20 protein-coding genes and 1 pseudogene are annotated in these 24,622 nt (G+C 34.3%); 12 read left to right on the top strand and 9 right to left on the bottom strand.

The window, feature by feature from the left end; all coding sequences use genetic code 11:
• Nucleotides 1-85 precede the first annotated feature (85 nt).
• The gene (locus tag VQL36_RS04245; protein WP_349248116.1) at nt 86-2,350 is read right to left on the bottom strand and encodes a fibronectin type III domain-containing protein; all 2,265 of its coding nucleotides are present in this window, start codon (nt 2,348-2,350) and stop codon (nt 86-88) included.
• Between the two features lie 575 nt (nt 2,351-2,925).
• Here VQL36_RS04245 and VQL36_RS04240 point away from each other — a divergent pair.
• The 5 genes from VQL36_RS04240 (at nt 2,926) to VQL36_RS04220 (ending at nt 8,017) form a co-directional block, all read left to right on the top strand.
• Nucleotides 2,926-3,702 carry a hypothetical protein gene (locus VQL36_RS04240; protein WP_349248115.1) on the top strand — a complete coding sequence of 259 codons (777 nt, stop codon included), beginning with the start codon at nt 2,926-2,928 and terminating at the stop codon, nt 3,700-3,702.
• Nucleotides 3,703-4,222: 520 nt separating this feature from the next.
• On the top strand, nt 4,223-5,602 hold the full coding sequence (locus VQL36_RS04235) for an aspartate aminotransferase family protein (RefSeq protein WP_413789555.1): 1,380 nt from the start codon (nt 4,223-4,225) through the stop codon (nt 5,600-5,602).
• Between the two features lie 3 nt (nt 5,603-5,605).
• Nucleotides 5,606-6,301, top strand: coding sequence for a CoA transferase subunit A (locus VQL36_RS04230; protein WP_349248113.1), 696 nt, complete (start codon nt 5,606-5,608; stop codon nt 6,299-6,301).
• Between the two features lie 46 nt (nt 6,302-6,347).
• Nucleotides 6,348-6,995, top strand: a complete 648-nt coding sequence (locus tag VQL36_RS04225) for a 3-oxoacid CoA-transferase subunit B (RefSeq protein ID WP_349248112.1) — start codon at nt 6,348-6,350, stop codon at nt 6,993-6,995.
• Between the two features lie 167 nt (nt 6,996-7,162).
• Nucleotides 7,163-8,017: a MurR/RpiR family transcriptional regulator gene (locus VQL36_RS04220; protein WP_349248111.1), complete on the top strand. Its 855-nt coding sequence runs from the start codon at nt 7,163-7,165 to the stop codon at nt 8,015-8,017.
• On the opposite strand, the gene VQL36_RS04215 is transcribed toward VQL36_RS04220, so the two are convergent.
• The 3 genes from VQL36_RS04215 to VQL36_RS04205 all read right to left on the bottom strand — a co-directional run bounded on the left by VQL36_RS04215 (nt 8,014) and on the right by VQL36_RS04205 (nt 10,807).
• On the bottom strand, nt 8,014-9,195 hold the full coding sequence (locus tag VQL36_RS04215; RefSeq protein WP_349248110.1) for an aminotransferase class I/II-fold pyridoxal phosphate-dependent enzyme: 1,182 nt from the start codon (nt 9,193-9,195) through the stop codon (nt 8,014-8,016). The two genes, VQL36_RS04220 and VQL36_RS04215, sit on opposite strands and share 4 nt — an antisense overlap.
• A 73-nt stretch (nt 9,196-9,268) precedes the next feature.
• On the bottom strand, nt 9,269-10,393 hold the full coding sequence (locus VQL36_RS04210) for a site-2 protease family protein (protein WP_349248109.1): 1,125 nt from the start codon (nt 10,391-10,393) through the stop codon (nt 9,269-9,271).
• Nucleotides 10,394-10,447: 54 nt separating this feature from the next.
• Nucleotides 10,448-10,807: an arsenate reductase family protein gene (locus VQL36_RS04205; RefSeq protein ID WP_349248108.1), complete on the bottom strand. Its 360-nt coding sequence runs from the start codon at nt 10,805-10,807 to the stop codon at nt 10,448-10,450.
• Nucleotides 10,808-11,083: 276 nt separating this feature from the next.
• On the opposite strand from VQL36_RS04205, the gene VQL36_RS04200 reads away from it, so the two are divergent.
• The 4 genes from VQL36_RS04200 to VQL36_RS04185 are packed head-to-tail and all read left to right on the top strand — an operon-like array spanning nt 11,084 to nt 16,618.
• On the top strand, nt 11,084-12,685 hold the full coding sequence (locus tag VQL36_RS04200) for an ATP-binding protein (protein WP_349248107.1): 1,602 nt from the start codon (nt 11,084-11,086) through the stop codon (nt 12,683-12,685).
• Between the two features lie 14 nt (nt 12,686-12,699).
• The gene (locus VQL36_RS04195; protein WP_349248106.1) at nt 12,700-14,406 is read left to right on the top strand and encodes a thiamine pyrophosphate-binding protein; all 1,707 of its coding nucleotides are present in this window, start codon (nt 12,700-12,702) and stop codon (nt 14,404-14,406) included.
• 33 nt (nt 14,407-14,439) lie between these two features.
• Entirely contained in the window at nt 14,440-14,814 is a 375-nt protein-coding gene (locus tag VQL36_RS04190; RefSeq protein WP_349248105.1) for a carboxymuconolactone decarboxylase family protein, read from the top strand.
• A gap of 52 nt (nt 14,815-14,866) precedes the next feature.
• A complete protein-coding gene (locus VQL36_RS04185; protein ID WP_349248104.1) occupies nt 14,867-16,618 on the top strand; it encodes an ABC transporter substrate-binding protein in 1,752 nt (583 codons plus the stop codon).
• A gap of 98 nt (nt 16,619-16,716) precedes the next feature.
• Here VQL36_RS04185 and VQL36_RS04180 read toward each other — a convergent pair whose 3' ends face one another.
• The 3 genes from VQL36_RS04180 to VQL36_RS04170 form a co-directional block, all read right to left on the bottom strand.
• On the bottom strand, nt 16,717-16,872 hold the full coding sequence (locus VQL36_RS04180; RefSeq protein WP_349248103.1) for a class III lanthipeptide: 156 nt from the start codon (nt 16,870-16,872) through the stop codon (nt 16,717-16,719).
• Between the two features lie 223 nt (nt 16,873-17,095).
• Nucleotides 17,096-17,332: a hypothetical protein gene (locus tag VQL36_RS04175; protein ID WP_349248102.1), complete on the bottom strand. Its 237-nt coding sequence runs from the start codon at nt 17,330-17,332 to the stop codon at nt 17,096-17,098.
• Between the two features lie 405 nt (nt 17,333-17,737).
• Entirely contained in the window at nt 17,738-17,860 is a 123-nt protein-coding gene (locus tag VQL36_RS04170) for a hypothetical protein (RefSeq protein ID WP_349248101.1), read from the bottom strand.
• Between the two features lie 572 nt (nt 17,861-18,432).
• On the opposite strand from VQL36_RS04170, the gene VQL36_RS04165 reads away from it, so the two are divergent.
• Both VQL36_RS04165 and VQL36_RS04160 read left to right on the top strand, forming a co-directional pair.
• Complete coding sequence (locus VQL36_RS04165; RefSeq protein WP_413789471.1) at nt 18,433-18,579, top strand: hypothetical protein; 147 nt, start codon at nt 18,433-18,435, stop codon at nt 18,577-18,579.
• A gap of 350 nt (nt 18,580-18,929) precedes the next feature.
• On the top strand, nt 18,930-21,761 hold the full coding sequence (locus VQL36_RS04160) for a hypothetical protein (protein ID WP_349248100.1): 2,832 nt from the start codon (nt 18,930-18,932) through the stop codon (nt 21,759-21,761).
• A gap of 561 nt (nt 21,762-22,322) precedes the next feature.
• Here the strand turns inward: VQL36_RS04160 and VQL36_RS21120 are convergent.
• Nucleotides 22,323-22,502 (bottom strand): annotated as a pseudogene (locus VQL36_RS21120) (DDE-type integrase/transposase/recombinase); the annotation flags it as partial.
• A 128-nt stretch (nt 22,503-22,630) separates the two neighbouring features.
• Between VQL36_RS21120 and VQL36_RS04155 the strand changes: the two are divergent.
• On the top strand, nt 22,631-22,741 hold the full coding sequence (locus VQL36_RS04155; protein WP_349248099.1) for a class III lanthipeptide: 111 nt from the start codon (nt 22,631-22,633) through the stop codon (nt 22,739-22,741).
• 71 nt (nt 22,742-22,812) lie between these two features.
• On the opposite strand, the gene VQL36_RS04150 is transcribed toward VQL36_RS04155, so the two are convergent.
• On the bottom strand, nt 22,813-24,558 hold the full coding sequence (locus tag VQL36_RS04150; RefSeq protein WP_349248098.1) for an ABC transporter substrate-binding protein: 1,746 nt from the start codon (nt 24,556-24,558) through the stop codon (nt 22,813-22,815).
• Nucleotides 24,559-24,622: the final 64 nt, after the last annotated feature.

The raw sequence follows: 24,622 nt of genomic DNA, 5'->3' as shown, positions 1-24,622 counted from the left end.
TATTAAAAATCAATATCTTTTAAACTCTAGTAATCTAGTAGAATGAATGCTTAAACAAGCCAGTATTTAGTGAAAATTAAACTGCCTACTTTAAACCCCATAAAGCAGGAACATTTGGCGGCTCCCAACCGATCTGAGAAGTGTGAGCTTGAATACAATAATAGGTGTTCCCATTATAGGTTACCTCATCATTTACACTGTAATTAATCCCAGCTTCCCAAGGCTCAGCACCCGATGGATCACCTTTATCTGTAGTGGCTTGAATGGACACCGCTTCTGACTCATTCCCCGCCGCATCCTTTGCTGTCACACTAAAAGTATACGTTGTATCCGCATTTAATCCATTGATGGTTGTCGTTGTATTTGTTGCCCCTACACTGCCTAAATCATATGTGATCGTGTATCCGGTTACACCCACATTATCTGTTGAAGCATTCCAAGCTAAACTTACACTGTTTGAACTTTTTCCTGTGATTTGGAGATTGCTTGGAACGCTTGGTGCTTCATTATCTATTTCGCCTCCGCCACCATCACATGTACTAATATATTTCCACACGCCCCATTCCCCACTTTGATCAGGAAATTCTCCTACTGTCCACCATTTAGACTCGTAGACCTTCCCATTGTAGGTTACTCTCACACCACCAACATATTCTGTATTCTCATCCCAAGCTGGGTAAGGACAACTGTTTGGTCCATCCGTTGTTACCTGTATCGATGCTTCATCTGATATATTCCCAGCTGCATCTTTTGCTGTCACTGTAAAAGTATACGTTGTATCCGCTGTTAATCCGTTTATACTTACTGTTGTTTCTGTTACTTCTATAGTGCCAAAGTTATATGAAACAATATAGCCTGTAACCCCTTCATTATCTGTTGAAGCTGACCAGTTCAAATCAATACTTGATGAAGTTTTATCAGTGACTTGTAGATTTGTAGGTGCTGTTGGCGGAGTAGTATCGTTAGACTGCTCCGTTGTTTCAGTTACTGCATTACTTGCCCCCGACACATTACCTGCTGCATCTTTCGCTTTTACAGTAAAAGTATAGGATGTATTAGGTACAAGACCGCTAATAGTTGCATTTAAACTTCCTACATTTATTGAAGTATTACCATAGATTACAATGTATCCGGTTACTCCTACATTATCTGTTGAAGCATCCCAAGCCAAACTTATACTACTTGATGTTTTACCTGTAACTCGAAGGTTACTTGGTACAGTCGGTGCTTGAGTATCTATCTGTCCCGTAAGACTATCCAAATATGCTCGATGACTATTAGAAAACTCAAAATTATTAAAAGCGTCCCAATTGATAGACCATGTCATCAAACCTTTAAAACCAGGGTAACCAGATGGATTGCGCAACACATAATTCCCTTCAAATGACTTTCCTTTTATCAAATAATCTAGTGCTTGTTGAACGATGACAGGTGATGTATAACCACCTCCAGCCGCTTGCGGGGAAGCTGGTAATCCAATGATGACCTGATCCGAGCGCAAGGGTTCAAAAAAATGATTCACATCGTAAGCAACTGGGAAACCTTGTAGTAACATTTCTGCCATAGCCACATGAAAGTCAGCAGTACCTTGTGAATAAGATAAACCATCAAGTGCAACCATTGAACCCGTATTATAATGCTGTACATGTAAATAAGTTAGTTTATCACGTAAAGCGTGTATGACTGGTAAGTATGCACCCCATGGACCTCCATATACACTATACCCTCCCTGTACATATGCAGTTTCTGGTGCCATAGTTAACATGAAATTTGGGCCATAGTTATCCATAATCTCGTTTATAGCTTCAATCAAATGAACTATTTTGGTGGAAGTTGGATTTTTAAAGTCTGTATCTCCCCCATCTATAGACAAAGAACTGCCCTCTAAATCAATATCCATTCCATCAAATCCATATTTATCAATGATATTTTTCATCGTACTAATAAAAGTGAGTTTTGCTTGTACCGTCGATAAGTCCGTTGTTCCGTTAGCTCCACCTACTGATATCAATACTTTTTTGCCTTGAGATTGCAAATAATCAATGTCAGATATAAACTCACTGTCTGTAGCATTATATGGTGTAAATCCCATATTTCCTGTACTTGGACCCCCAATAGGTTCTGCAAAAGCTATTTGAATTACATCATATTTTATTGAAATATCACGCAAACGGATATTCGTTGAACCGTTGTCAAAGTTATGCCAATAACCCACTATCGTTTTATTTGAAGCAGTAGAGGCTACAGATTTTTCATAACCAAATGTTAAAAATTGAAAAGATGTTATTATCATAGAAACAATGATTAGAAAAATGAAGGTTTTTTTATACGATTTTCCTATTAAATTCATATTTAAATTCCTCCTTAGATTAGCATTCCAATCTCCTTCACCACCTCCAATAAACACAATTTACCCTTGTATTTCGTAGCGAAAACTTAATTAATACCTAATGGCAATAAAAAGCAACACGAATAATTTTCTACCATTTTCTATTTAATAGATTAATGTAATAGGAAGGTTGGATGGCTGCGTATAAAAGATTGAAATCAATGAGAAAGAATAAAAACATTTAAAAAATTAAATTAAGAGGGGATAGAATTTCATTTTTAAATTTAAGGAACACAAGGATATATATTTATTTTCTTTAATAATTCAACATTTTGTAAGGGGGAATTTTTCATTATTGGGGATAAGTTTCTATAGAAATTATTTAATAAAGTAAAAGTGGGATTTTTATTAAGATCTAAAAAGCAACTTGGAAATATGAATAAAAGCTGTATGTGTTTATAAAAGTGGTATTTAATCAAAAGGAGCACAGTATTAGTTCAAAAGTATTTTTTATTGTTTAAGATTGTAAGAAATGATAGATTATATAGTATGTATTATATTGACTTTTAAATTCTTGTAGGGGAAGGTAGGTTTTAATGACTCTAATAAAAACATTAGCAGCATTTGGTTTATTTATTTATTTTTTATTTTTTAGGCAATATAAAATATATAATTATGACAAATTTAATAAAACAGTATCAGAAGAAGAAACCAAAAAACAAATCGTATCCAATAGAAGGGGTTTAATAGGTACTTATTTACTCTTCCTAATTATTATATTGTTAATTCTATCATCAGAATTTACAGAATTTGTAGAAAAGTATATTGGTTTAGAAATAGGGGAATTAGTGGGTATTTCTGGTTTATTCGCTTCTATTTTGGTCGCTTATTTGATTTATTACCAGCAAACCCTCGAAGGGATTAGAACAGAAATAACAATTAAGAAATTACTAAAAGAAAAACATGAGGAAAATAACAAAAACTTGAATTCCCATATAGCAAATATACAAATAAATGAAAATAAACAAAAACTTTCGATTCCTATATTCAGTAGCAGAAACATGGATTACAAAATAGAATCTATATTAAAAAATGTTTCAGAAAAAGAGTTATGTGACGAGAATGTTCCTTACTATTCATCGGATTTATCAATAGCTAAAACCTTATTACCTTCTTTGCCAACATACAACGATAACAATAATTCACACAACCTCAATGCATATCCAAATAAAGAGCTGAAAGTAGATGTAACAGATCATAATGGAAACGTATTTACAGCTATAGCAAGTGATGAGAGCGTTATTATTTGTATTGTTTTCCTCATGTTCAAAGACGTACCTTTACAAATATCTTGCGATGTTGTACGTTCTTAGCGATAATCACCGTTGAATTCACTTGAAATAGTTTAATAATTTCTTTTTGCGAATGCAAAAAGGAGAAAACGATTTTACTCGTAGTGAGATGCGCCACAAAAGGACGTGTTGATTTCGGTTCCATTTTTTGATTAAAGGTGCGTTTCGTTGGATTTCATCACCATATTTTTCAAAGAGATACTCTACGATGTTTTCTTCTCTCATTTGTTTTGTTCATCCTTATCGATTCTCATATCCTTTCATCACCTAACACTAATTCACTATTTATATTCATCCAAATAATTCGTTTTTCTATCTATCCAACATTAATGTTCTTCTTTATATTCACTTACGGTAATTAATTCGGAAATCATGTCAAGAAGTTCTTCTTCCTTTTCCTTCTTCTTGAGCTTCTATTTGGAGCTTATTTTAGGAATTTGAAAAATTAAATTCTAAAATTATAAGAAAACACTTTATGAAATATTTATTTCATAATATAATATTAAAGAAATAAATATTTAATATAGAAGTGGAGGTTTTACTGTTGAAAATATCAAAATTGAATCTATTAACAGAGAATACAAAACTATCAGCAGATTTATTTCAGCAGGCGAAAAAAAAAATTCCAGGTGGAGTGACAGCTAATATCAAGTATTTTGAGCCCCACCCCATCATCATGGAAAAAGGAAAGGGTAGTAAGCTTTTTGATGTCGACAAAAATGAATATATCGACTATCTCTTATGTTATGGTGCATTAATTCTGGGTCATGGCCATCCATATGTATTTGAATCAGTTATGAATCAAATGAAGGAAGCCGGCACGACTATTTTTGGAACACCTCATCGTTTAGAATCAGTAATGGCTGAAAAATTAATTTCACTTTATCCTGGAATGGAAATGGTCAGGTATACAAACTCAGGCCTAGAAGCTACTTTACTTGCGATCAGAATGGCAATGGCTTATACAGGAAAACCAAAGCTAGCTAAATTTGAAGGGCACTACCATGGTGGATACGATCAAGTATTGTTGAGTGTTAACCCCGAGGAAGATCAAGCAGGCAATGAGAAAATTCCAAATACGGTACCTGAGTCTTGTGGAATTCCTGATTATTATGTGGAAAATACGGTCATACTTCCATTTAATGATTTAATAGCAACAGAGAAGATTTTAAGAGCTAGAGCGCATGAAATTTCTTCAATCATAATGGAACCTATTCAAGGCGGGTTTATTCCTGCTGATCAAGAGTTTATAACTGGGCTCAAAACTTTAACAGAAGAACTTGACATTCTCCTCATCTTTGATGAAGTCAAAACGGGTTTTAGATTATCTCTTGGAGGTGCACAAAAAAATTACAATATAAAACCTGATATTACGGCACTTGGAAAAGTACTTGGAGGTGGATTTCCTGTAGGTGCAATCGGTGGAAAGAAAGAGATTATGCTCATCAGTGCCCCTGATGGAGGGAGAGATATTCTAACGGCTGGCGCTGAAAATAAAAACAAACAGGATGCTTTGTTTCACAGCGGAACATACAACGGACATCCTACTATTCTTGCGGCAGGGCTTGCGACAATCGAAGTACTTGAAAGTGAAGGTACAATGGAAACTTTATTCTCTAACACTCAATTACTCAGACATCAGCTTGAGAATGTATATAAACAATATGACATTCCAATGCAAACGATTGGAGAAGGAAGCATTTTTAATATCATTCTTACAGAAAACAACATTAAAAACTATCGCGATATGAATAAAGCAGATACCACCTTAAGAAAAAAGCTAGATTACGAATTACTGAAACTTGGAATTTATACAAAACCACTTAATCGCTACTCCATGTCAGTCGTTCATACAGAGGAAGACATTATTCGTACAGTAGAAGCGCATAAAAAAGCAATTCAAATTGTTAAGCAGGTGTAATGTATGAAAAAGAAAGTAATACAACGTATTGAAGATGCCATAAATGACATTCAAGACAGTGCAACGCTTATAGTTGGTGGATTTGGTTTGTGTGGCATTCCTGAAATGGCAATACAAGCACTAGTAGAGCAAGGAACCAAAGATCTAACCATTGTCAGCAACAATTGTGGAGTTGATGACTTTGGTCTAGGGCTTTTATTAAAAAACAAACAAATTAAAAAAATGATTTCCTCATATGTTGGTGAAAATAAGGTATTTGAGCAGCAATATTTAAGTGGGGAGTTAGAAGTTGAGCTTGTCCCTCAAGGGACATTAGCTGAGCGTATTCGAGCTGGGGGTGCAGGTATTCCAGCGTTTTATACCGCTTCAGGTGTTGGAACTCCTGTTTCGGAAGGAAAAGAACACAAAAAATTCAATGGGAGGACATACATCTTAGAAAAAGGCATCGTCGGCGATTATGCATTAGTTAAAGCCTGGAAATCAGATATCATAGGAAACCTGATTTACCGGAAAACAGCCAGAAACTTCAACCCTCTTGCAGCTACTGCTGCTCCTATTACGATTGCTGAAGTGGAGGAAGTTGTACCAGTCGAACAACTCGATTCCAATGAAATTCATACTCCAAGTATTTATGTGCAAAGGGTTGTAGAAGGCAAAACCTATGAAAAGAGAATTGAAAAAATAAAAACCAGACAATAGAGGATGAACGCTTCATAATCCTGAATGGGAAATGAGGAATAAAAAAATGGATAAACGTCAATTCATTATTCAAAGGGCGGTAAAAGAAATTAAAGACGGAATGAATGTCAATCTTGGTATAGGTATGCCTACACTTGTTGCAAATCATATACCGAAAGAATTCCATGTCATGCTTCACTCAGAAAACGGCTTATTAGGGATCGGTACATATCCAAAAGCCGATGAAATAGATCCTGATCTAATAAATGCAGGAAAAGAGACAATCACAGAGGTAAAAGGAGCATCTTACTTTGATAGTGCGGAATCTTTTGCGATGATTAGAGGCGGTCATATCGACTTAGCCATTTTAGGAGGGATGGAAGTTTCACAAAACGGTGATTTAGCAAACTGGATGATTCCGGGTAGAATGGTTAAAGGCATGGGAGGAGCAATGGATCTTGTTCAAGGTGCAAAACGGGTCATTGTTGTAATGGAACATAAAAATAAATATGGGAAATCTAAAGTAAAAAAGGAATGCACACTTCCTCTAACTGGAAAAGGCATTGTGGATCTTCTAATAACAGACTTAGCTGTTTTTGAATATACATCTAAAGGCATGATGTTAATCGAAAGATTGAACAGAGCAACAGTCGAATATATAAAGGAGCATACTCAAGCTGACTTTATTGTTCATGAGACACTTAACCAAAGGTAACAGTAAAGATTATTGAACAAAAGATTGGGATGATTCAACTTTCATAAGTGGGGATTCTATCTGGTGAAGAATGAAACCCTGCTTTTATTTTGTGGATGCAAACTGCAGAATATTAAGGTAAACTGAAGATATAATTACTTTCTAGTAATAATAGAAAGAGGTTTAACATGGATATTAATGTGTATAAGGTCATCTCAGAGAAAATGTCATCAATGAGCAAATCACAATTAAAAATTGCACAGTACATTTTGAAAAATCCAAATCACGTACCTTTTCATAACGTAGGGGAATTAGCAAAATTAGTGGATGTCAGTGATGCAACGATTGTTCGATTTGCAACTTTTCTAGGTTTTTCAGGCTATCCTGAATTTCAACGTCATATTCAAACATCTGTGCAACAACAACTATCAACCGCTGAGAGACTTAAGATGTCTAACGAGGTATACGGTGAGAATGATCAAGGAATTTCTCAAATTTTTAATGAGGATATTGGGAATATTCAATTCACCATGGAAAATTTAGATACCAAGAGCTTTCAACAAGCAGTTGAATATTTATTAAAAGCAAAAAAAGTGTATATTGTTGCAAATAGAAGTGCAGCAGCATTAGGAATATTTTTGCATTATTATTTGAATATGATGCTAGATCATGTTGAAATACTTGAAACTGTTAATGAAAATGCAGACCGATTATATGATTTGCAAAAAGACGATTTAGTCATTGGTATTAGTTATTCCCGTTACACCAAAAACACAGTTGATATTCTATCTTACGCAAATGAAAAGGGCGCATTAACAATTGCTTTAACAGATAACCTCTTATCACCATTAATTCAACATGCAGACGTTTCTTTAACAGCAACAAGTCAAATACCAACATTTATTGATTCGTTTGTTGCACCATTAAGTTTAATTAATGCTTTAATCATCTATACTGGAAAACAAAAAAAAGATGGTTTTGATCAGAAATTAAATGGTTTAGAAGATGTATGGGATAGATTTAATGTATTTTATAAAGATTAGAATAACTTTCTTTTTTCAAAAAACCTACCCATTCTCTCAACCGCTTCCAGTAATACTTTTTCGTCATGCACTAAAGCTATTCTAACGTAACCCTCCCCTTGGCTTCCGAAAGCATCTCCTGGGATAACTACCACTCCTTCAGAGAATAATAATTCATTGGAAAATTGTCGAGAAGTCCAACCCTCCGGAATTTTAGCCCATATAAACATAGACGCTTTTGGTCTTTTGATGTGCCAGCCGATGTCGACAAGACCTTCGATCATTCGATTTCTACGTTTTTCATAAACAAGAGCAACTGACTGATTATTATTCATATCTTCTTCTAATGCTGTAATAGCGGCTTTTTGAATAGGTATAAACACTCCGTAATCAATATTTGATTTTATCATCCTTAATGCGCTTACAACATCAGTATGACCTACTAAATAACCAATTCGACAGCCAGCCATATTAAATGCTTTAGACATAGAATGAAATTCAACAGCAATTTCTTTTGCGCCTTTGACTTCAAGTATACTTGGTGGTTTAAATCCATCAAAAGCCATTTCTGAATAAGCTAAATCATGGACTGCGAGTATTTCATGCTTTTTTGCCCAATTCACCCATTTTTCAAAAAAACCTAAATCCGCTACTGCAGCTAAAGGATTACTAGGATAGTTTAATATCATTAACTTAGCTTGTTTTAAAATAGAATCTGGTATTTTCTCTAGCTCAGGTAAAAAATCATTTTCTTCTCGAAGAGGAACCAAATAAGGTTTGACCACTGCAAGTTCTAAACTAGCACTGTATATTGGATATCCTGGATCTGGGACTAAAACGATATCACCAGGATTACAAATTGCCATTGCCAAATGAGCCAAACCATCCTGAGACCCCATTAATGTAAGTACTTCTGAATGTGCTTTCAGCTCTACATTAAATCGATAGCCGTACCACTTCGATACTGCTTGCCGAAAGTCTAAATTCCCTTCTGACATGGGGTACCCATAATGATTTGGATTATCGATAGCTTCATGCAGTTTCCGAATCACTTTAGCAGAAGGGGGGAGATCAGGACTTCCAATTCCTAAATCAATGATATCTACCCCTGATTCAATAACTTGTTCTTTCCATTCTGAAAGTTCTGTAAAAATGGATGAACCTAAATTATTTAATCGGCTGGATCCTGATATTTTCATAAAAACCACCCCACTTCTAATAAAACAAATCAATTAAATCATAGTTTCATTGTAGATAAAACTCGCTCATTTCTTAGAATTGCCCACCTTGTAATGATGTCAAATACAGCATATAACCTAAAAATATGGCTAGAACTCCATAAGCTAAACCAAATCTCCATCTAGTAGCTAAAGGTACACTAAAATAATCATCAGGTTCATATTGTTCAAATTCGATCAAACAATGGATCCTTACAATCCTGCCCGATTCCTTTTGTATATTTTCAATTTGGCTCACTTCTACATTTTTAATGATCCCTTGGGAAGGTAGATCTATAGACTGATTTAATCCGATCTCACTCCATATTACCGAAACTTTTTGTTGCCCATCTAGTGTAGAGAATGTACGAAAGGCAATCTCTTGTTGGATGATGGATAATAAGTGATCTAACCGTTCAGTACCAACTGGAATGATAAAGCCTTTATCTAATAAAAGTTCTACTGGAACTTCAATTTTAGCACCAACCTCTGCACTTCTGCCTTTCCCTTTTCTTTTCACATACTTTTGAAATAACTCCCAAGCAAATAAAGCCCATATGATAAAGAATAAAGGACTTTGTAAAAAGAAGATAATAACAGCTAAACCACCGATTAATCCAGCTAACCATAACCATCTAGTTACCGCTGTAGCAATCCTTCCACCATCCAAAGGATGAATTGGCAATAGGTTCACTAAGTTTAATAAAAATCCTACGTAAGCTATGACTAATAACAGTTGTCCCCATTCCCCATTCATATTAGATCCTAATAAAAACACTACAAAAGCTCCTGCTGTCCCTAAAATAGGTCCTCCGATTGCAATATAAGCTTCTGTTACTGCATCTCTTGGATTTCTTTTCATTGCAATTAATGCTCCTAAAAATGGTATGAATAAAGGTGCGGATACTGGTAATCCCTTTTGTTTAGCTGCTACGACATGACCTAACTCATGAATCAATAACATGATTACAAGTCCAATTGCAAATTCAAGTGGAAAAATAAGCGCATAGGCACCTATAGAAATAAACATTGAAATTAAAGGACCTGCAAATTTCACTGATTTTAAAACTAACAGGATATTTTTCCCTGCACCTAGTAGAAAAACTCCAATTGCACCCAACAACCACATTGGATTTCGTTTGTTTCCTTTATTGCTTCCATTCTGATTTTGAATCTCCAACAACACAACACCTACCTTTCAATAAGGTGAACCTTTCTCTTAGTGGGTGATAGTTTACTTACTCCACACCTCATTAAATGTTTCTTCTTTAAATCCAACGGTTACTTTATCTCCATCTGTAACAATAGGCCTTTTTAGTAGTTTTCCATTAGAAGCAAGCAATTTAATTTTTTCTTCTACTGACATAGTCGGAAGTTTATCTTTTAGTTTCATCTCTTTGTACACTAGACCTGAAGTATTAAAAAATTTTTTAATATCTAAACCACTTTTTTGGATAAGTTCAGAAATTTCTGATGCTGAAGGAGGTTCCTCCACAATTGGTATTAAATTCACATCTATATTTTTTTCATTAAACCATTTAATTGCTTTTCGACAAGTGCCACATCTTGAATATTCGTAGACTGTTAAAGACATACTATTCTCTCCTTTATATAACTTTCAATATTTATATTAACCTCTATAGGTCATTCATTAAATTGTCAATCAAAAAAAAAAGAAAGTCAAGTAAATGGGAAACATATATAAAAACTAAGTATTTTCATAGGATTTGTATATAACTTTTTAGAGATTGCTATTATCCTGCTTGTCCTATAAGAAAAATTTATAATTTAATAGGCAGGATTTTAGCAAACATTGTTGAATTATGGTTAGTGAATACTATTTCAATTTTTTTACAACAAAGGTGATTTTATGGGGATCGAACCGTACTACTTAACAGAGTCTAAAAATAAATGTAAGGAACAGGGAATGGATCCAAAAACAATGCCAAAAAGCACAAAAAAATTAACAAATGAGCAATTGAAACAAAAAAAAGCAACATATGAAGAAATCCTATCCATAATGGGTTTTTATGTAATGAAAATCATTGGTCCATTAAAAGAGAATTACATGTTGATTGTGATCACTGATGATGAAGGTTATATATTAGATATGTTCGGTGATGTATCTTTTAAATCTATCATTAATAACATAGGCATAACTAACGGAGTACGCTTATGTGATCAAGAAATGGGTACGAATTCAGTTGATATTGCATTAAACAAAAAACATCCAATTCAAATTATAGGATCTGGTCATTTCCATCATGCACTACATCAAACAGCTTGTTATTCCGTACCATTCTACTTTTCAGAATCTCATTTTTTATCTGGCACGATTTCCATTATGACATCCATAGACCGACATAATCCTTATTTAGTCCCATTATTATCTTCTATTGTTGACTCTATCGAAAGAGAATTATTGTTAAAAAAGAAAAATGATCAATTAAATCTCTTTCATAATATTACGATAAATACCATTAGAGATGGTGTCATTATTACAAATAAGTATGGGAGAATTACTGAAATCAACCCCTTTGTTGAAGATTTATTCAACCGCAGCAAAGAGGATCTATTAGAAAACTCAATTTTTGACTTAGATCCATTTGGAAAGTTTCTATATGATGTTTTAGAAAATCAAACTATTGTGCAAGACCACAAAATTTATTTTGATTCACTAGATAATAAAACTAAAATATGCCTTTTAGATGCATTACCCATTTTTGATGATAACAATGAACTTATAGGTTCGTTTGCAAATATAAGAGATATTACGGAAAAATATAACTTAGAGAAACAAGTGATTTTATCAGAGAAATTTTCAGCGATAGGTAAGTTAGCTGCAGGATTAGCTCATGAAATAAGAAATCCCCTAACATCTATTATGGGTTTTACACACTTATTAAAGCAAAAGTATACTGAAGATGAATCAGAAGAGAAGTACATGGACATCATTTCGGAGGAGTTGACCTCACTAAATGAAATGGTATCTCAGTTTGTACTTATGGCAAAACCTTCTAGCCCTGAATTTCGTTTAGTAAATATTCAATCGTTAATTCAAGATACAGTCAAAATCATGCGAAGTCAGGCTATATTAAAAAACATTGCTATAGAAGAAAAATTACTAGATCATGAAGTAAATCTTCTAATAGACAGCGCACAGATTAAACAAGTTTTTATTAATCTTATCCAAAATGCAATTGAAGCTATGGATCGAAATGGTACGATTCAGATTATCGTCAAACAAAAAAAAGACTTTGTGATCATAGATGTAGTGGATGAAGGAAAAGGAATTTCAGAAAAAGAGATGAATCAGATACTAAACCCTTTCTTTTCTACAAAAGATAGTGGATTAGGCCTTGGGTTATCGATTTCCTATCGTATTTTGAACAATCATAATGCAAAAATTGATGTTTCTTCTAAACTTGGATCTGGAACTACCTTTACACTTAGATTCCCTGATGTTAAATAAAGGAGGTCTTTGTTGTGAAGCTCGCAACTTCGTTTTTAATAGAAAATCTCCGAAAAACAGGAATCACCCACCTATTTGGGATACCAGGTAAAGCTATTGTTCCTATTATATTGGAAGCAGAGGATCAAGGAATTCGATTTGTATTATGCAGACATGAATCAGGGGCAGGTTTTGCGGCTGCAGGATATGCCTTAAGAAAAAATACGATTGGTGTAGCTATTGGCACAAGTGGTCCAGGTGCTACAAATTTACTTACTTCAGCAGCTCAAGCTAAAACCTACCACGCACCCGTTCTTTTTATAACAGGGCATCCTTCCATGAGAAACACAGGGAAAGCACAGGGTCAAGATTCAACTTTATTTGGAACAGATGTAACTAAAATGTTTGAACCTGTTACTTTATTTAGTGCACGTGTTGAAAGAGCAGATTTATTACAAACCTATTTAACACATGCTATTTCTACTGCGCTTGAAGGGGCAAAAGGACCTGTACATTTATCCATTCCACTGGATGTTTTAAATGAAAAAATGATTCCTTTTGAATTACCAAATGTAGAGCAAACTTCTTACGTATCTTCCCATATTGATGAAGTCATACCACTAATTCAAGCCAGCAAACGACCCGTTATATTATTAGGAAAAGGTGCTCACTTAAGTCATGCTTATGAAGAAATCAAACTATTAGTAGAAACCTTTCAAATTCCAGTTATGACAACTCCAGGTGGGAAGGGGGCTTTCCCAACAAATCACTCTTTAAGTTTAGGTGGATTTGGTTTAGGCGGTAGTTCTGAATCAGATATTTATATGTTATCTGGAATAGATCTACTTATAGTGATAGGAAGTAAGTTATCAGATATGTCTCTTGCAGGATTCACCCCACAGATGTTGCCTAAAAAAGTCATTCATTTTGATTATGATGGTATGTTTATTGGCAGAACAATACATACTCCCACCTTATGTATTCGAGGGGACATCAGAACAAATTTAAAATACATATTAAAAAACATACCTTTTCTTAATCAAACTCAATCAAAAACTACCACATCCTTGAGGTCAATGACTACAACATTGTTCCCTACTCAGGAAGTTGCCGCCACTCTTGAACAAGAAGATGTAGGAAGTAAAAATATAATCGTCTCAGAAAAAAATCAATCTCAAAATTCATTTATGACATCAAAAGCTGCAATTAAAGAGCTGCAAAAATATATTCCAAAAAAAACTGTATTCTTTTCTGACGATGGCAGTCATAGTTTTTATGCTATTAAGCATCTTGAATTTAATGAAGGATGTCCTTTTTATTTTGATGATATATTCGGGGCCATGGGACATTCCATTAGTTACGCCATTGGTGCTAAACTGGCAGGAGTCGATGAAAGTATTGTATGCTTTACAGGTGATGGCTGTTTCATGATGCATGGAACTGAAATTTCTGTAGCAGTGAATGAGAATGTAAATGTAACCTATATCGTTTTTAATAATGGGTGTTTAGACATGGTGAATAAAGGTATGTTTCATCATTTAGGGAGAACGGATGGTACTGTATTCAAAACACCTGTTCATATTAAACAATTAGCTGAATCGTTGGGAGCAAAAGCCTTCAGATGTGTCCATCTACAAGAAATTAAAGCCGCCATCAAAGAAGCGCTTGAATACTCATCCTGTTCAGTAGTAGAACTTATTGTTGACCCTAACGAAATACCCCCAACATTAAAGAGAGGATAATCTGAAATCCCATCATTAGAGGTGAAGAAACTTATGTCATTTGATAAAGGAATATCTAATATAAAGGAAATAGCAGGATCAGATGGTATTCATGCGGTTGAAGCAATTCAAGACTTACACCCTGATATTCATAAATACGTCGTTCAATTTGGTTTTGGGGAAATTTATTCTCGTAGAGAGCTAGATAGAAAACAGCAGGAAATGATCACGATTACCAGTCTTATTACCTTAGGTGATACTGCTAATCAGCTTAGATTTCATTTCAAAGCAGCACTAAATGTAGGAATTACTCCACAGGAAATAATCGGCATTGTCATTCATTGCATTCCATATGTTGGCTTTCCAAGAGTATTGAATGCTTTGCAGATTGCAAAAGAGGTTATTGATGATGTAGACGAAGAGAAATGACTAAAAAATTTGTACAGAAAAATTATTCTTCATCTTTTAAGGGGAGTAAAAAATGAAGTTAATCGAACATTATCTAATCTTACATACAGCTCATAAAGATCAAAGAAATGGTGTTAAAATTGAAACGACGATGAATGAAATTATGGATATTCTTAATTGTGGTCGGTCAAATGCTAGGATTATATTAAATCAATTAAAAAGACAAGAATGGATAGAATGGAATCCAGGACGTGGACGAGGTTATAAATCTATTATCAACTTTCAACTTTCTTTGATGGATGCCATTAAGATATATGCAAATGAACAATTGGCACAAGATCATTTCAAAGAAGGAGTGAAGTTTCTACAAACGTTAGCAATTCCTATAAAAATTCATGATGTCTTGAGGGAATATCTAGAAGAATGGTTTGGTTTCCAAACAGAAGGGGAGAAAGAAGCCAAGCACCTCTTACGTCTTCCCATTCATAGAGATCTCATTTCGTTGGATCCAGCGCGAGTTTTTACAGCATTTGAATACCATTTTGTAGGTCAGATTTATGATACTTTGCTTCGAGTGGACTCCAACACAAAACAGATACATCCTCATCTTGCTCTTGGCTGGGATACTCCAGATGATAAGAAATGGACTTTTTATTTGCGCAAAGGTGTTCGATTCCATCATGGTAGGTTGTTAACTGCAGAAGATGTGATGTATACACTTCAGTATCTTCTTGATTCCAATACAAGTTTCCTCTATTGGCTAGGTGACTATTTGAATAAGGTTGAATCATCAGGAGAACATACCGTGACTTTTTATTTCAATCGACCCTTTCCTTTTTTTCCAAACATTTTATGCTCACATCATGCTTCCATCGTTCCATATGATGTAGATATCAAACAACAAATTGTTGGAACTGGTCCTTTTTTGGTGCAATCATTTTCTAAAGAAAAATTGATCATGGAAGCTTTTGATCATTATTTTAATAGAAGAGCTTGGTTGGATCGAGTAGAGGTTTTTTGTTTGCCAGAGGAACTGCAAAGTAGGTTTCTTTATAAGATGATGCCTGAAAATGTAGATTCAATAGAGGTTCAAGATAACCCAATTACGCTGCATATTAAATGTACACAAATACTTATTTTTCAAACAAAAAAAACAGGTCCACAGCAACACCCGGCATTTCGACGTGCAATTCACTTTGCACTAGATCGAAAAGCGATGATTAGTGAGCTGAATATGAGGGAAGTTCACCCTGCGGATAGTTTTATACCTGCTCATAGTAGAGCGAGTGTTTTTCCTTCCTATACACTATCAGAAGCTCGGGAAGCGCTCAAAGAAAGTGGCTATTCTGGTGAAACATTGATGATGCTCATCCCTCCCAATCAGTGGAGGAAGAACGCACTTTGGATTCAGTCCCGATGTAATCAGATTGGAGTATCTTTAGAACTGCAACCTCTTGATCTTAGAAAGACTCTTCAAAAGAAATTTTTCCGTCAAGCAGATCTTATCTTGATAGACGTTTCACTTTATGGTGATTCAGAAATTAATTTATTAGAACCATTTGGTAATAACAGCTTCCATCGTCAATTGTTCACTTTACAAGAGAATCAGCAAATGGATAGGTTTATAGATCGATTTGTTAGTGAAAAGTCAAAAAGTAAACGTTTTACCATATGGAATGAATTTGAAGATTGGTTTCGTAAGGAAAATCTTTTTCTTTTTTTGTTTCAATTAAATGAAGAGTCAGCTTACTCAAGTTCACTTCAAGGATACAAATTTGGACCTTTTGGGTTGGCTGATTTCCATAATCTTTGGTTTGAGTTTTAATCATAGTTGTATTTTAAAGTTTTATTGATTCTGCCAACAGTCCGTAATTTCCTTATACGGACTGTTGTACTATTTGTTCTAAAATATGTTTAAACCTATTACTTTTTACTTTTTGTGTTATCTCTCATACGGTAGAATAATTCTATTTTTCCTTTTACAAGTGGTAAGGTCACAGTATTCGAGTCACTGGACATCATACTTTTATTTTTATCTTTTTTTACTTCCAATTGTTGAAGAACTAATACTTGATTCAAAAAGAATCACCTCCTTACAATACAAGGCTTGGAACCGGAATTGGAGATAAATCCCTGCGGACCTCCTTTTTGCTATTCTAATTTTTATCCACTCTTTGTAAGATGGAAATACTAAGACCTCTTGAATGAATGACTTTTCATAGGTTGTTATTTCGACATGAAAAAAAATACTCTACGATTGAAAATCGTTCCCTCAAGATTTTCTCATTCTTAAACCTGAAACTTACCAGCCTTCATCGTCTACTTGATCATCTACTTGATCATCTACTTCTACTCTATCAACTTCTGGATGAGGATGATGTATTTCAGCAACTAGAATGTCTAATGATTCTATTACTGCAACTCTTGATGTTAACTCAATTCCAGGATTTATCAATAATTCATTTCCCTTTGCATACACCGGAACAACGAGAAAAAAACATAAAATAAAAACTGTGAGTGAAGTAATGATTTTTTTCAAAAGTATCATCCTTTCAAAATATTTTTTTTAGACGTTCTTCACAATTAAGGTCTAATTATCCCAAATAAATGTAAATAAAATTATCATAAATTCCATTATATTCCTCCTAACTAAATGAACAAAATTCTATTATTATTACACGACCCCCATATTCAAATAGCTTCAATACAAAATATATTAATTCTAGTTAATTGAATGATTAAAGAATATTTCATGATTAAAATAAGAACCTGATTTTTCGTGTTTCTTCCTTAAGTTCGAGGATAAATTTTTTAATCCATTCAAGAATTATGAATAAAGTGAAGGCGAGAGATATTATGGAACAACTCTTAAAAGGGGTATCATCAGGAAAATGTGGATTTATAATGTTTAGCAAAGACGATTCCCCTAATAAGAACTTAATTTTTAATGAATGCAAGGTTTTGGGTAACAATTACTTGCAGAAGAGGAATCTGGTGCAACATTCCAGCCTGCAACAACTACAGCAACCATAACGGTAACCATTAGTGTCTTCTTTAATTTTCCCAATATACTCACCTCCTTTTATTAACCTTCTACACTTACTTTAATATGTTTTAGCTTTCCCTTGAATCGATATATTGCCATGATTTTGAGATGACAAATGTCATGTTTTCCGTTTCATTGTATAAATAATCATTATAAGTAAAAAGAGCAAAAATTTTGAGATTTTTGCTCTTTTTAAGAAGTATTATTTTTGATATAGTGGTCTAGTCCCAAAAATGCGGATTTACAACGTTAAGGGTCTTAATCGAGTAAATTATACCAATTTAGCAACGATAAGCATTTTGATATAAGCATTTGGGACACTAACAAGATGCAGCATTGGTTTATCGTGCATTTCGTCTATTCAGAGAGATCTTCGTAAAATACAACATTTCCACACAGATTGTGGAAATGAATTTAAAAATACGAAACCAAGATTCTAAATAAAATGGCTTAGAATCATCTTATTGCCACTTTTTCTAAAAAGCTTCAAAAAATAAAGTACGAATCGTTGCCGTACCCCTACTGATTTAGATCACCCTACTGGATTTCATAGGCAAAGAAAACTAGCGGATCCAACCAATATAACTAATCATGTGTATGATATGGTATTAGAATTATTTGATGAGCATTGGGATGAACATCCTGTTCGTAGCTTGGGAGTATCATTAACACAATTAGTCGATGATCAAGAATACCAATTGACACTGTTCGATAATTCATCATGCGAGCTGCTTCAGTAACTGAAGCTGGCTTAGCAAAAGACAGAAGTAAACGTATTGGTGGACATAACAAGTAAGTTTCTAATGTTCAAATTATAGGTTTGAAATTAAGTTTGATCATATGTAAAAAAGATTGATCAAAACTCATGAATTGAATGTGAATCATGAGTTTTTTTGACTTTTATATTAGGATAAAAGGACCAGATTGCTGAATAACTCCTTGCGGAGGAAAAACACTCAAAATAGTTCTATAGGTAGTTAAAATTAACAAAATAATTAGAGTATAATTAATAGATAGCATTTTCCTTTAATTGGAATTTTAGAGGTTTAAAAATTGGAAAATATCAAAAAATAGAAAGGTGATGAAATTATTGAAAAAATTCATTATATCTTTAGGTGTAATAGTTTTATGTTTTATGCTAGCTTTACCAGTAGAGACATCTGCTAATACTGAAAGTGAAATTGAAATTGTGGATACTCAAGATCCTAATTTTCAAGTGGATGAGGAAACGAAAAAGACCCTACCTGAACTTGAAGTCGGTGGTGTAGGAGGACTGGGTGAACTGCCAGATTCAACTTATGAAAATAGAAAAATTCATCGTGATGTACTACCAAGCAATGAATTTGGGCAATCTTATATACCCATTAATTTTAAAGTGGATGGTAAGAATTATCCAGCAGGAGAAATATTTCTAAGCGAGTTAAATAACGCATTAAATATCAAAGATCCTAATGTGGATACTTTTCTAGGTATTTATAATCCCGAAACACAGATGGTATCTAATTATTTCCCAGTAAATCCACCGAGCACACTTACCCTCTTATTAAATAGTAAGTCATACTTTGCAGAGGATCTTACATTAGATGTTGAAGAATGGTGGCAAAAAGTAAGATCTGGACAGTCACTAAATGGGACTCCGGCAAATATTGGCACTGATAAAACAATTGGTGTAAGTGATACAATGGCGAGAGCTGTGACGATGACACATGGTGGAGGAGTAGATCTCTCTTGGTCACAGGGAGGGAAATTAGACACACCCATTGGAGAAATGAACTGGGAGTTTGGTATTACATTCAATTACAACTTTTCTCATTCACAGGAAAACTCATTTTCAAGAACATATCACTCTAATATAACAGAGTCAATTGTATGGAATTTTGGGAATCTTTTTAATGGTGATCCTTACATTTGGGGAGTCTATGATTTAGTCACACAAACATCAGTGAATTATTCAAAAGCAAAAAATTTAAAAGAACTAGATGGTGTGCTTAGGAGTGTGAGGAACTTTGGACTTATACCAGAAATGAGCAGCCATAGTGTCAGAATTAATAATAGTGTATTCTCAGCTGTGGAAATTCCTATTCATGCAATAGATCAAAACCTAGCAAAACCTACAGCTTTAACAGCGAACCCAGATTTTCAAAATTTAACTGTTGAACTGAATTGGGATGCAGTGCCGGTTGATGAGATGGCGAATCCCGCTGCTACTGGACCTACAGAGAATAATGGGAAGGTGGCAGGTTATTATCTTTATAAAAATGATGTGATTGTTGCAAAAATACATGATCCAAATACAACGCAGTGGGTGGACACTAAAGTAAGACCTGAAAAAAATAATAAGTATTATCTCAAATCATTTAGTCTTAATTCATCCACAAGTACAGTACAAAAAAATATAGAACTTTCAACACTTTCTAATATAGTGTATGCAAAAGTGGAATTAAACAGCGCAAATTTTAAAGAAATGGTTATCGGATGTTCGCTTCCATTTGCTTGGGAGGATGATCAACTTCCTGCTGGGGAGAGAACTTATTATAACATATATCTTGGTTATCCATCTTCAAACAACAAATTGGGTTCATTTGAAGGGAAAGATGCTTCTATAAATATTAATCCTGAGTTATATGACTTATTAAAAGCAAAAAAAGGTGAATCATTTTATATTGAGAAAGAAGTCATTTATAACGGTCAACAAATTACATCAAGACCGGTTCCACTTCCTAGTAATTTTACAGTGACAGAAACAGCATTTTTATTTGATAAACCAAACTTCTGGGGAGATTGTACTGCAGTAAATAATGATCAAGATGTAGTTTTAAGTAATCCAGGCTATGAATTTGATAACAAGGTGTCATCGATGTTAATGCAAGGTAATATATGGGTTTATCTATACAGAGATAGTCATTTTAAAGGTTTTACTCAAGGGGTTTTCCCAGATGGTGAATTAACTTATATTCGTGACTTTGACAAAGAATTGATTATTGGTTCAGATACCGTTTCTTCTATAAAAGTAAATACACCGAAAGACGGTCTCTATTTGTTTGATGGTAAAGATTATAGTGGTAGAGCTAAACGGGTTGACGCTGAGGAATTTACAAGAATCTCAGGAGGCCACGAATTTCCCGGACGCTTAAGTTATCAAGCTGGGGATGCATATTTTGGAGCAGAAGATAATTGGATAACATCTGTAAAAGTTATTGGTGATTACGCAGCAGCTATGTACACTGAAAGGAATTTTAAAGGATCAACTCATTTAGTTAAAGCGGATTATGGGAATGGGAATTTAAATGAGGTGAGGAATAATAATGTTTCATCATTTCTGTTAATGAAAGGTAAAGGTGTCTGGCTCTTTGACTCAACATATTGGAGAGGGAGTGCTAAACGTTTAGATCCAAGTGAACTGTGGTCAAATGGAGTTGAAGATGGAGTTTATACTTGTTTGTTAACCAATGATTGTGGATTTGCAAATGATTCATTATCCTCTGTACTTGTGATTGGGGACTACGGTATTGCCTTGTATGATGACCCATTTAAAGATTTAATGAATTCAGGCCCAAATGTGGAGATTGTGACCAACTTTGATAAAGTTTTAGGTGATGGCACTATAGGAAATAATACGATGAGTTCATTTAGAGTATTTCCCAAAGGAGTTTATTTAGGGAAAAGAAAAAATTTTAGTGTAGGCGCTGAAGCAAGTAATCCTGTGATAAGATACCCAGGAGAATGGAGGTATATAGAGGAGATAAATATTCCAGATGATGCAATAAATTCAGTCTTTGTTGTCGGTGATTATAGAGTTACCCTATATAGTGATACTATTTTTAGAGGAAAATCTTTAACGACTACTGATTATGTTACAGATCTTGGGAGTGAGTCTATAGGGGGGAATTCAGCCTCTTCTTTAAAAATTGAAACATATTAATAAATAAATGAATAGGTGGAGCAGTTCTAATTCATGAAAGGTTATACATTCACATAGGAAGCTGCTCTACTTCCTATGTATTCTATTTTTGAATTTTTGGAAACTTTATTTGAGCAGTCTTTCAGAGGTTTCATGATAAGAGAGATGGTGAATTCAAAGGAAAAGTTGAAGGCGGCTTTAAAACAACTAATGAGGCTAAAGCTGAGGAATACAGAAAGTTTCTAACTACCTATAAATAATGCAATTCAAGTTTTTGAATTCTGTAATAATTTGCGATTTCCATCCGAAATAAATGATTAAAGCAAGGTGTTCCTGCGGTTACATTGGTCATTATTGACGTTGAACAATAGTAGAACCTTATATGGGTTCTGCTTTTTGTTTATAATGGAGGTGAATGGGACGTTTGATTCAACAATCCTTCAAGAAGTTCGGTTATTATTTCGAAATTAGAAGGATTGGCGTTTGGATTGTCAACACAAAACTAGACAACTTTTTTAAGGTGTTCAAGTTTATACTCAATCGGGCTTAAATATCCTAATGTTCCATGAATTGATCTCTCTGAATAGATTCAAACGCACGATAAACCAATGCTGCATCTTTGTTAGGACCTGTACTGTACCCGCGATGATTTCTCTGTTGAAAAGATCAATAAATACACATATGTAATGCCACTTTTGATTGACTCTTACATAGGTTAGGTCACTGACCTACATTCAATTCTTCTTCTTGATCGAAATTACGGATCTAACCACTGTATATTTAACATTTGTATCTATACCATCTATAATAAACTTAAGAAAGTAGTTGTTGAAGACGAAGAGAGTCTGAAATAAAGGGAATACGTATATATTGAAAGGAGGTGATTCTTTATGAATCAAGTATTAGCGCTTCAACAATTGGAAGCAAAAAAAAGTAGTGAAAAAAATATGATGCCGGCTACAAATACCTTCACCATGCCACATGTAAAAGAAAAAAAATAGATTATTCTATCATCCTCATAATGAGAGAGAAAAGTAATGAAAAACGGTCTTTTTGACCGTTTTTACATGAATTAAACCTTGATCCAAAGATTATGAAAATCAGCCAACCCAAAAGGTCCAAATTTGTACCCTTGAAGTGAACTTGAATAAGCCGATTCTTCTTTCAAATGGAACAAAAAAAGAAAGAGATTTTCCTTACGAAACCAATCTTCGAATTCGTTCCATATGGTAAAACGTTTACTTTTTGATTTTTCACTAACAAATCGATCTATAAACCTATCCATTTGCTGATTCTCTTGTAAAGTGAACAATTGACGATGGAAGCTGTTATTACCAAATGGTTCTATTAAATTAATTTCTGAATCACCATAAAACGAAACGTCTATCAAGATAAGATCAGCTTGACGGAAAAATTCCTTCTGAAGTGTCTTTTTAAGGTCAAGAGGCTGGAGCTTTAGTGATACGCCAATTTGATTACATCGGGACTGAATCCAAAGTGCGTTCTTCCTCCACTGATTGGGAGGGATGAGCATCGTTAATGTTTCACCAGAATAACCACTTTCTTTGAGCGCTTCCCGAGCTTCTGATAGTGTATAGGAAGGAAATCTTTTTTTATTTTGGTTAGTTATAAAACTGTCTGTAGCATAAACATCCTCTATATTTAATTCATCAATCATCATGTCTCGATCAATAGCAAAGTAAATTGCACGTCGAAATGCCGGGTGTTGCTGCGGACCTCTTTTTTTTGTTTGAAAAATAAGTATTTGTGTACGGATGATATGCTGCGTAATTGGTTTATCTGGAACCTCCATTGAATCTATATTTTCAGGCATCATCTTATAAAGAAATCTACTTTGCAGTTCCTCAGGCAAACAAAAAACCTCTACTCGATCCAACCAAGCTCGTTCCTTAAAATAATGATCAAAAGCTTCCAATATCAATTTCTCTTTAGAAAATGATTGCACTAAAAAAGGGCCAGTTCCAATAATTTGTTGTTGCATATCCACATCGTATGGAACGATAGAAGCGTGATGCGAGCATAAAATATTTGGAAAAAAAGGAAAGGGTCGATTGAAATAAAAAATCACGGTATCTTCTCCTGATGATTCAATCTTGTTCACATAGCGACCAAGCCAATAGAAGAAACTTGTTTTAGAATCAAGAAGACGTTGAAATGTATACACCACATCTTCTGCTGTTAAGGACCTGCCATGATGAAAACGAGCACCTTTACGCAAATAAAAAGTCCACTCCTGATCATCTGAAGTATCCCAGCCTAGAGCAAGATGAGGATGTATTTGTTTTGTATTGAAATCAACACGAAGCAGAGTATCATAAACCTGACCTACAAAATGGTATTCAAATGCTGTAAAAACTCGCGCTGGATCTAACGAAATGAGATCTCTATGAATAGGAAGACGTAATATGTGCTCAGCCTCTTTCTCCCCCTCGGTTTGTAAACCAAACCATTCTTTAAGATACTCTCCTAAAATACTGTGAATTTGTGTAGGAATGGATAACGAGTGGAGAAATTCCATCCCTCCTTTGAAATCGTGTACTAATTGTCCGGATGCATATCTCTTGATTCCATCCACCAAAGAAAGTTGAAAATTGATAGTAGATCTGTTACCTCGTCCACGTCCTGGATTCCACTGTATCCAGCCTTGTTCTTTTAATTGGCTGAGTACCCCCCTTGCATTTGCCCGACCACAACTAAGAATATCCATAATTTCACTCATTGTTGTTTCGATATTAACGCCATTTTTTTGATTTTTATGGGCTGTATATAGAATTAGATAATGTTCAATTAACTTCATTTTTTGCTCCTTTTTGAACTACGGTTGAGAAAAGAAGGATGGATTCCACATGATAAACAATTGA

It is taken from the genome of Chengkuizengella sp. SCS-71B, from assembly GCF_040100845.1.
GTDB lineage: Bacteria > Bacillota > Bacilli > Paenibacillales > KCTC-33759 > Chengkuizengella.
The sequence above is the reverse complement of the archived record's forward strand: the minus strand, read 5'-3'. Positions and strand labels throughout refer to the sequence as shown.

Coding starts and splice junctions, on each gene's coding strand:
- VQL36_RS04245 (WP_349248116.1), bottom strand. CDS start 2,350: ATGAATTTAATAGGAAAATCGTATAAAAAAACCTTCATTTTTCTAATC.
- VQL36_RS04240 (WP_349248115.1), top strand. CDS start 2,926: ATGACTCTAATAAAAACATTAGCAGCATTTGGTTTATTTATTTATTTT.
- VQL36_RS04230 (WP_349248113.1), top strand. CDS start 5,606: ATGAAAAAGAAAGTAATACAACGTATTGAAGATGCCATAAATGACATT.
- VQL36_RS04225 (WP_349248112.1), top strand. CDS start 6,348: ATGGATAAACGTCAATTCATTATTCAAAGGGCGGTAAAAGAAATTAAA.
- VQL36_RS04220 (WP_349248111.1), top strand. CDS start 7,163: ATGGATATTAATGTGTATAAGGTCATCTCAGAGAAAATGTCATCAATG.
- VQL36_RS04215 (WP_349248110.1), bottom strand. CDS start 9,195: ATGAAAATATCAGGATCCAGCCGATTAAATAATTTAGGTTCATCCATT.
- VQL36_RS04205 (WP_349248108.1), bottom strand. CDS start 10,807: ATGTCTTTAACAGTCTACGAATATTCAAGATGTGGCACTTGTCGAAAA.
- VQL36_RS04200 (WP_349248107.1), top strand. CDS start 11,084: ATGGGGATCGAACCGTACTACTTAACAGAGTCTAAAAATAAATGTAAG.
- VQL36_RS04190 (WP_349248105.1), top strand. CDS start 14,440: ATGTCATTTGATAAAGGAATATCTAATATAAAGGAAATAGCAGGATCA.
- VQL36_RS04185 (WP_349248104.1), top strand. CDS start 14,867: ATGAAGTTAATCGAACATTATCTAATCTTACATACAGCTCATAAAGAT.
- VQL36_RS04155 (WP_349248099.1), top strand. CDS start 22,631: ATGAATCAAGTATTAGCGCTTCAACAATTGGAAGCAAAAAAAAGTAGT.
- VQL36_RS04150 (WP_349248098.1), bottom strand. CDS start 24,558: ATGAAGTTAATTGAACATTATCTAATTCTATATACAGCCCATAAAAAT.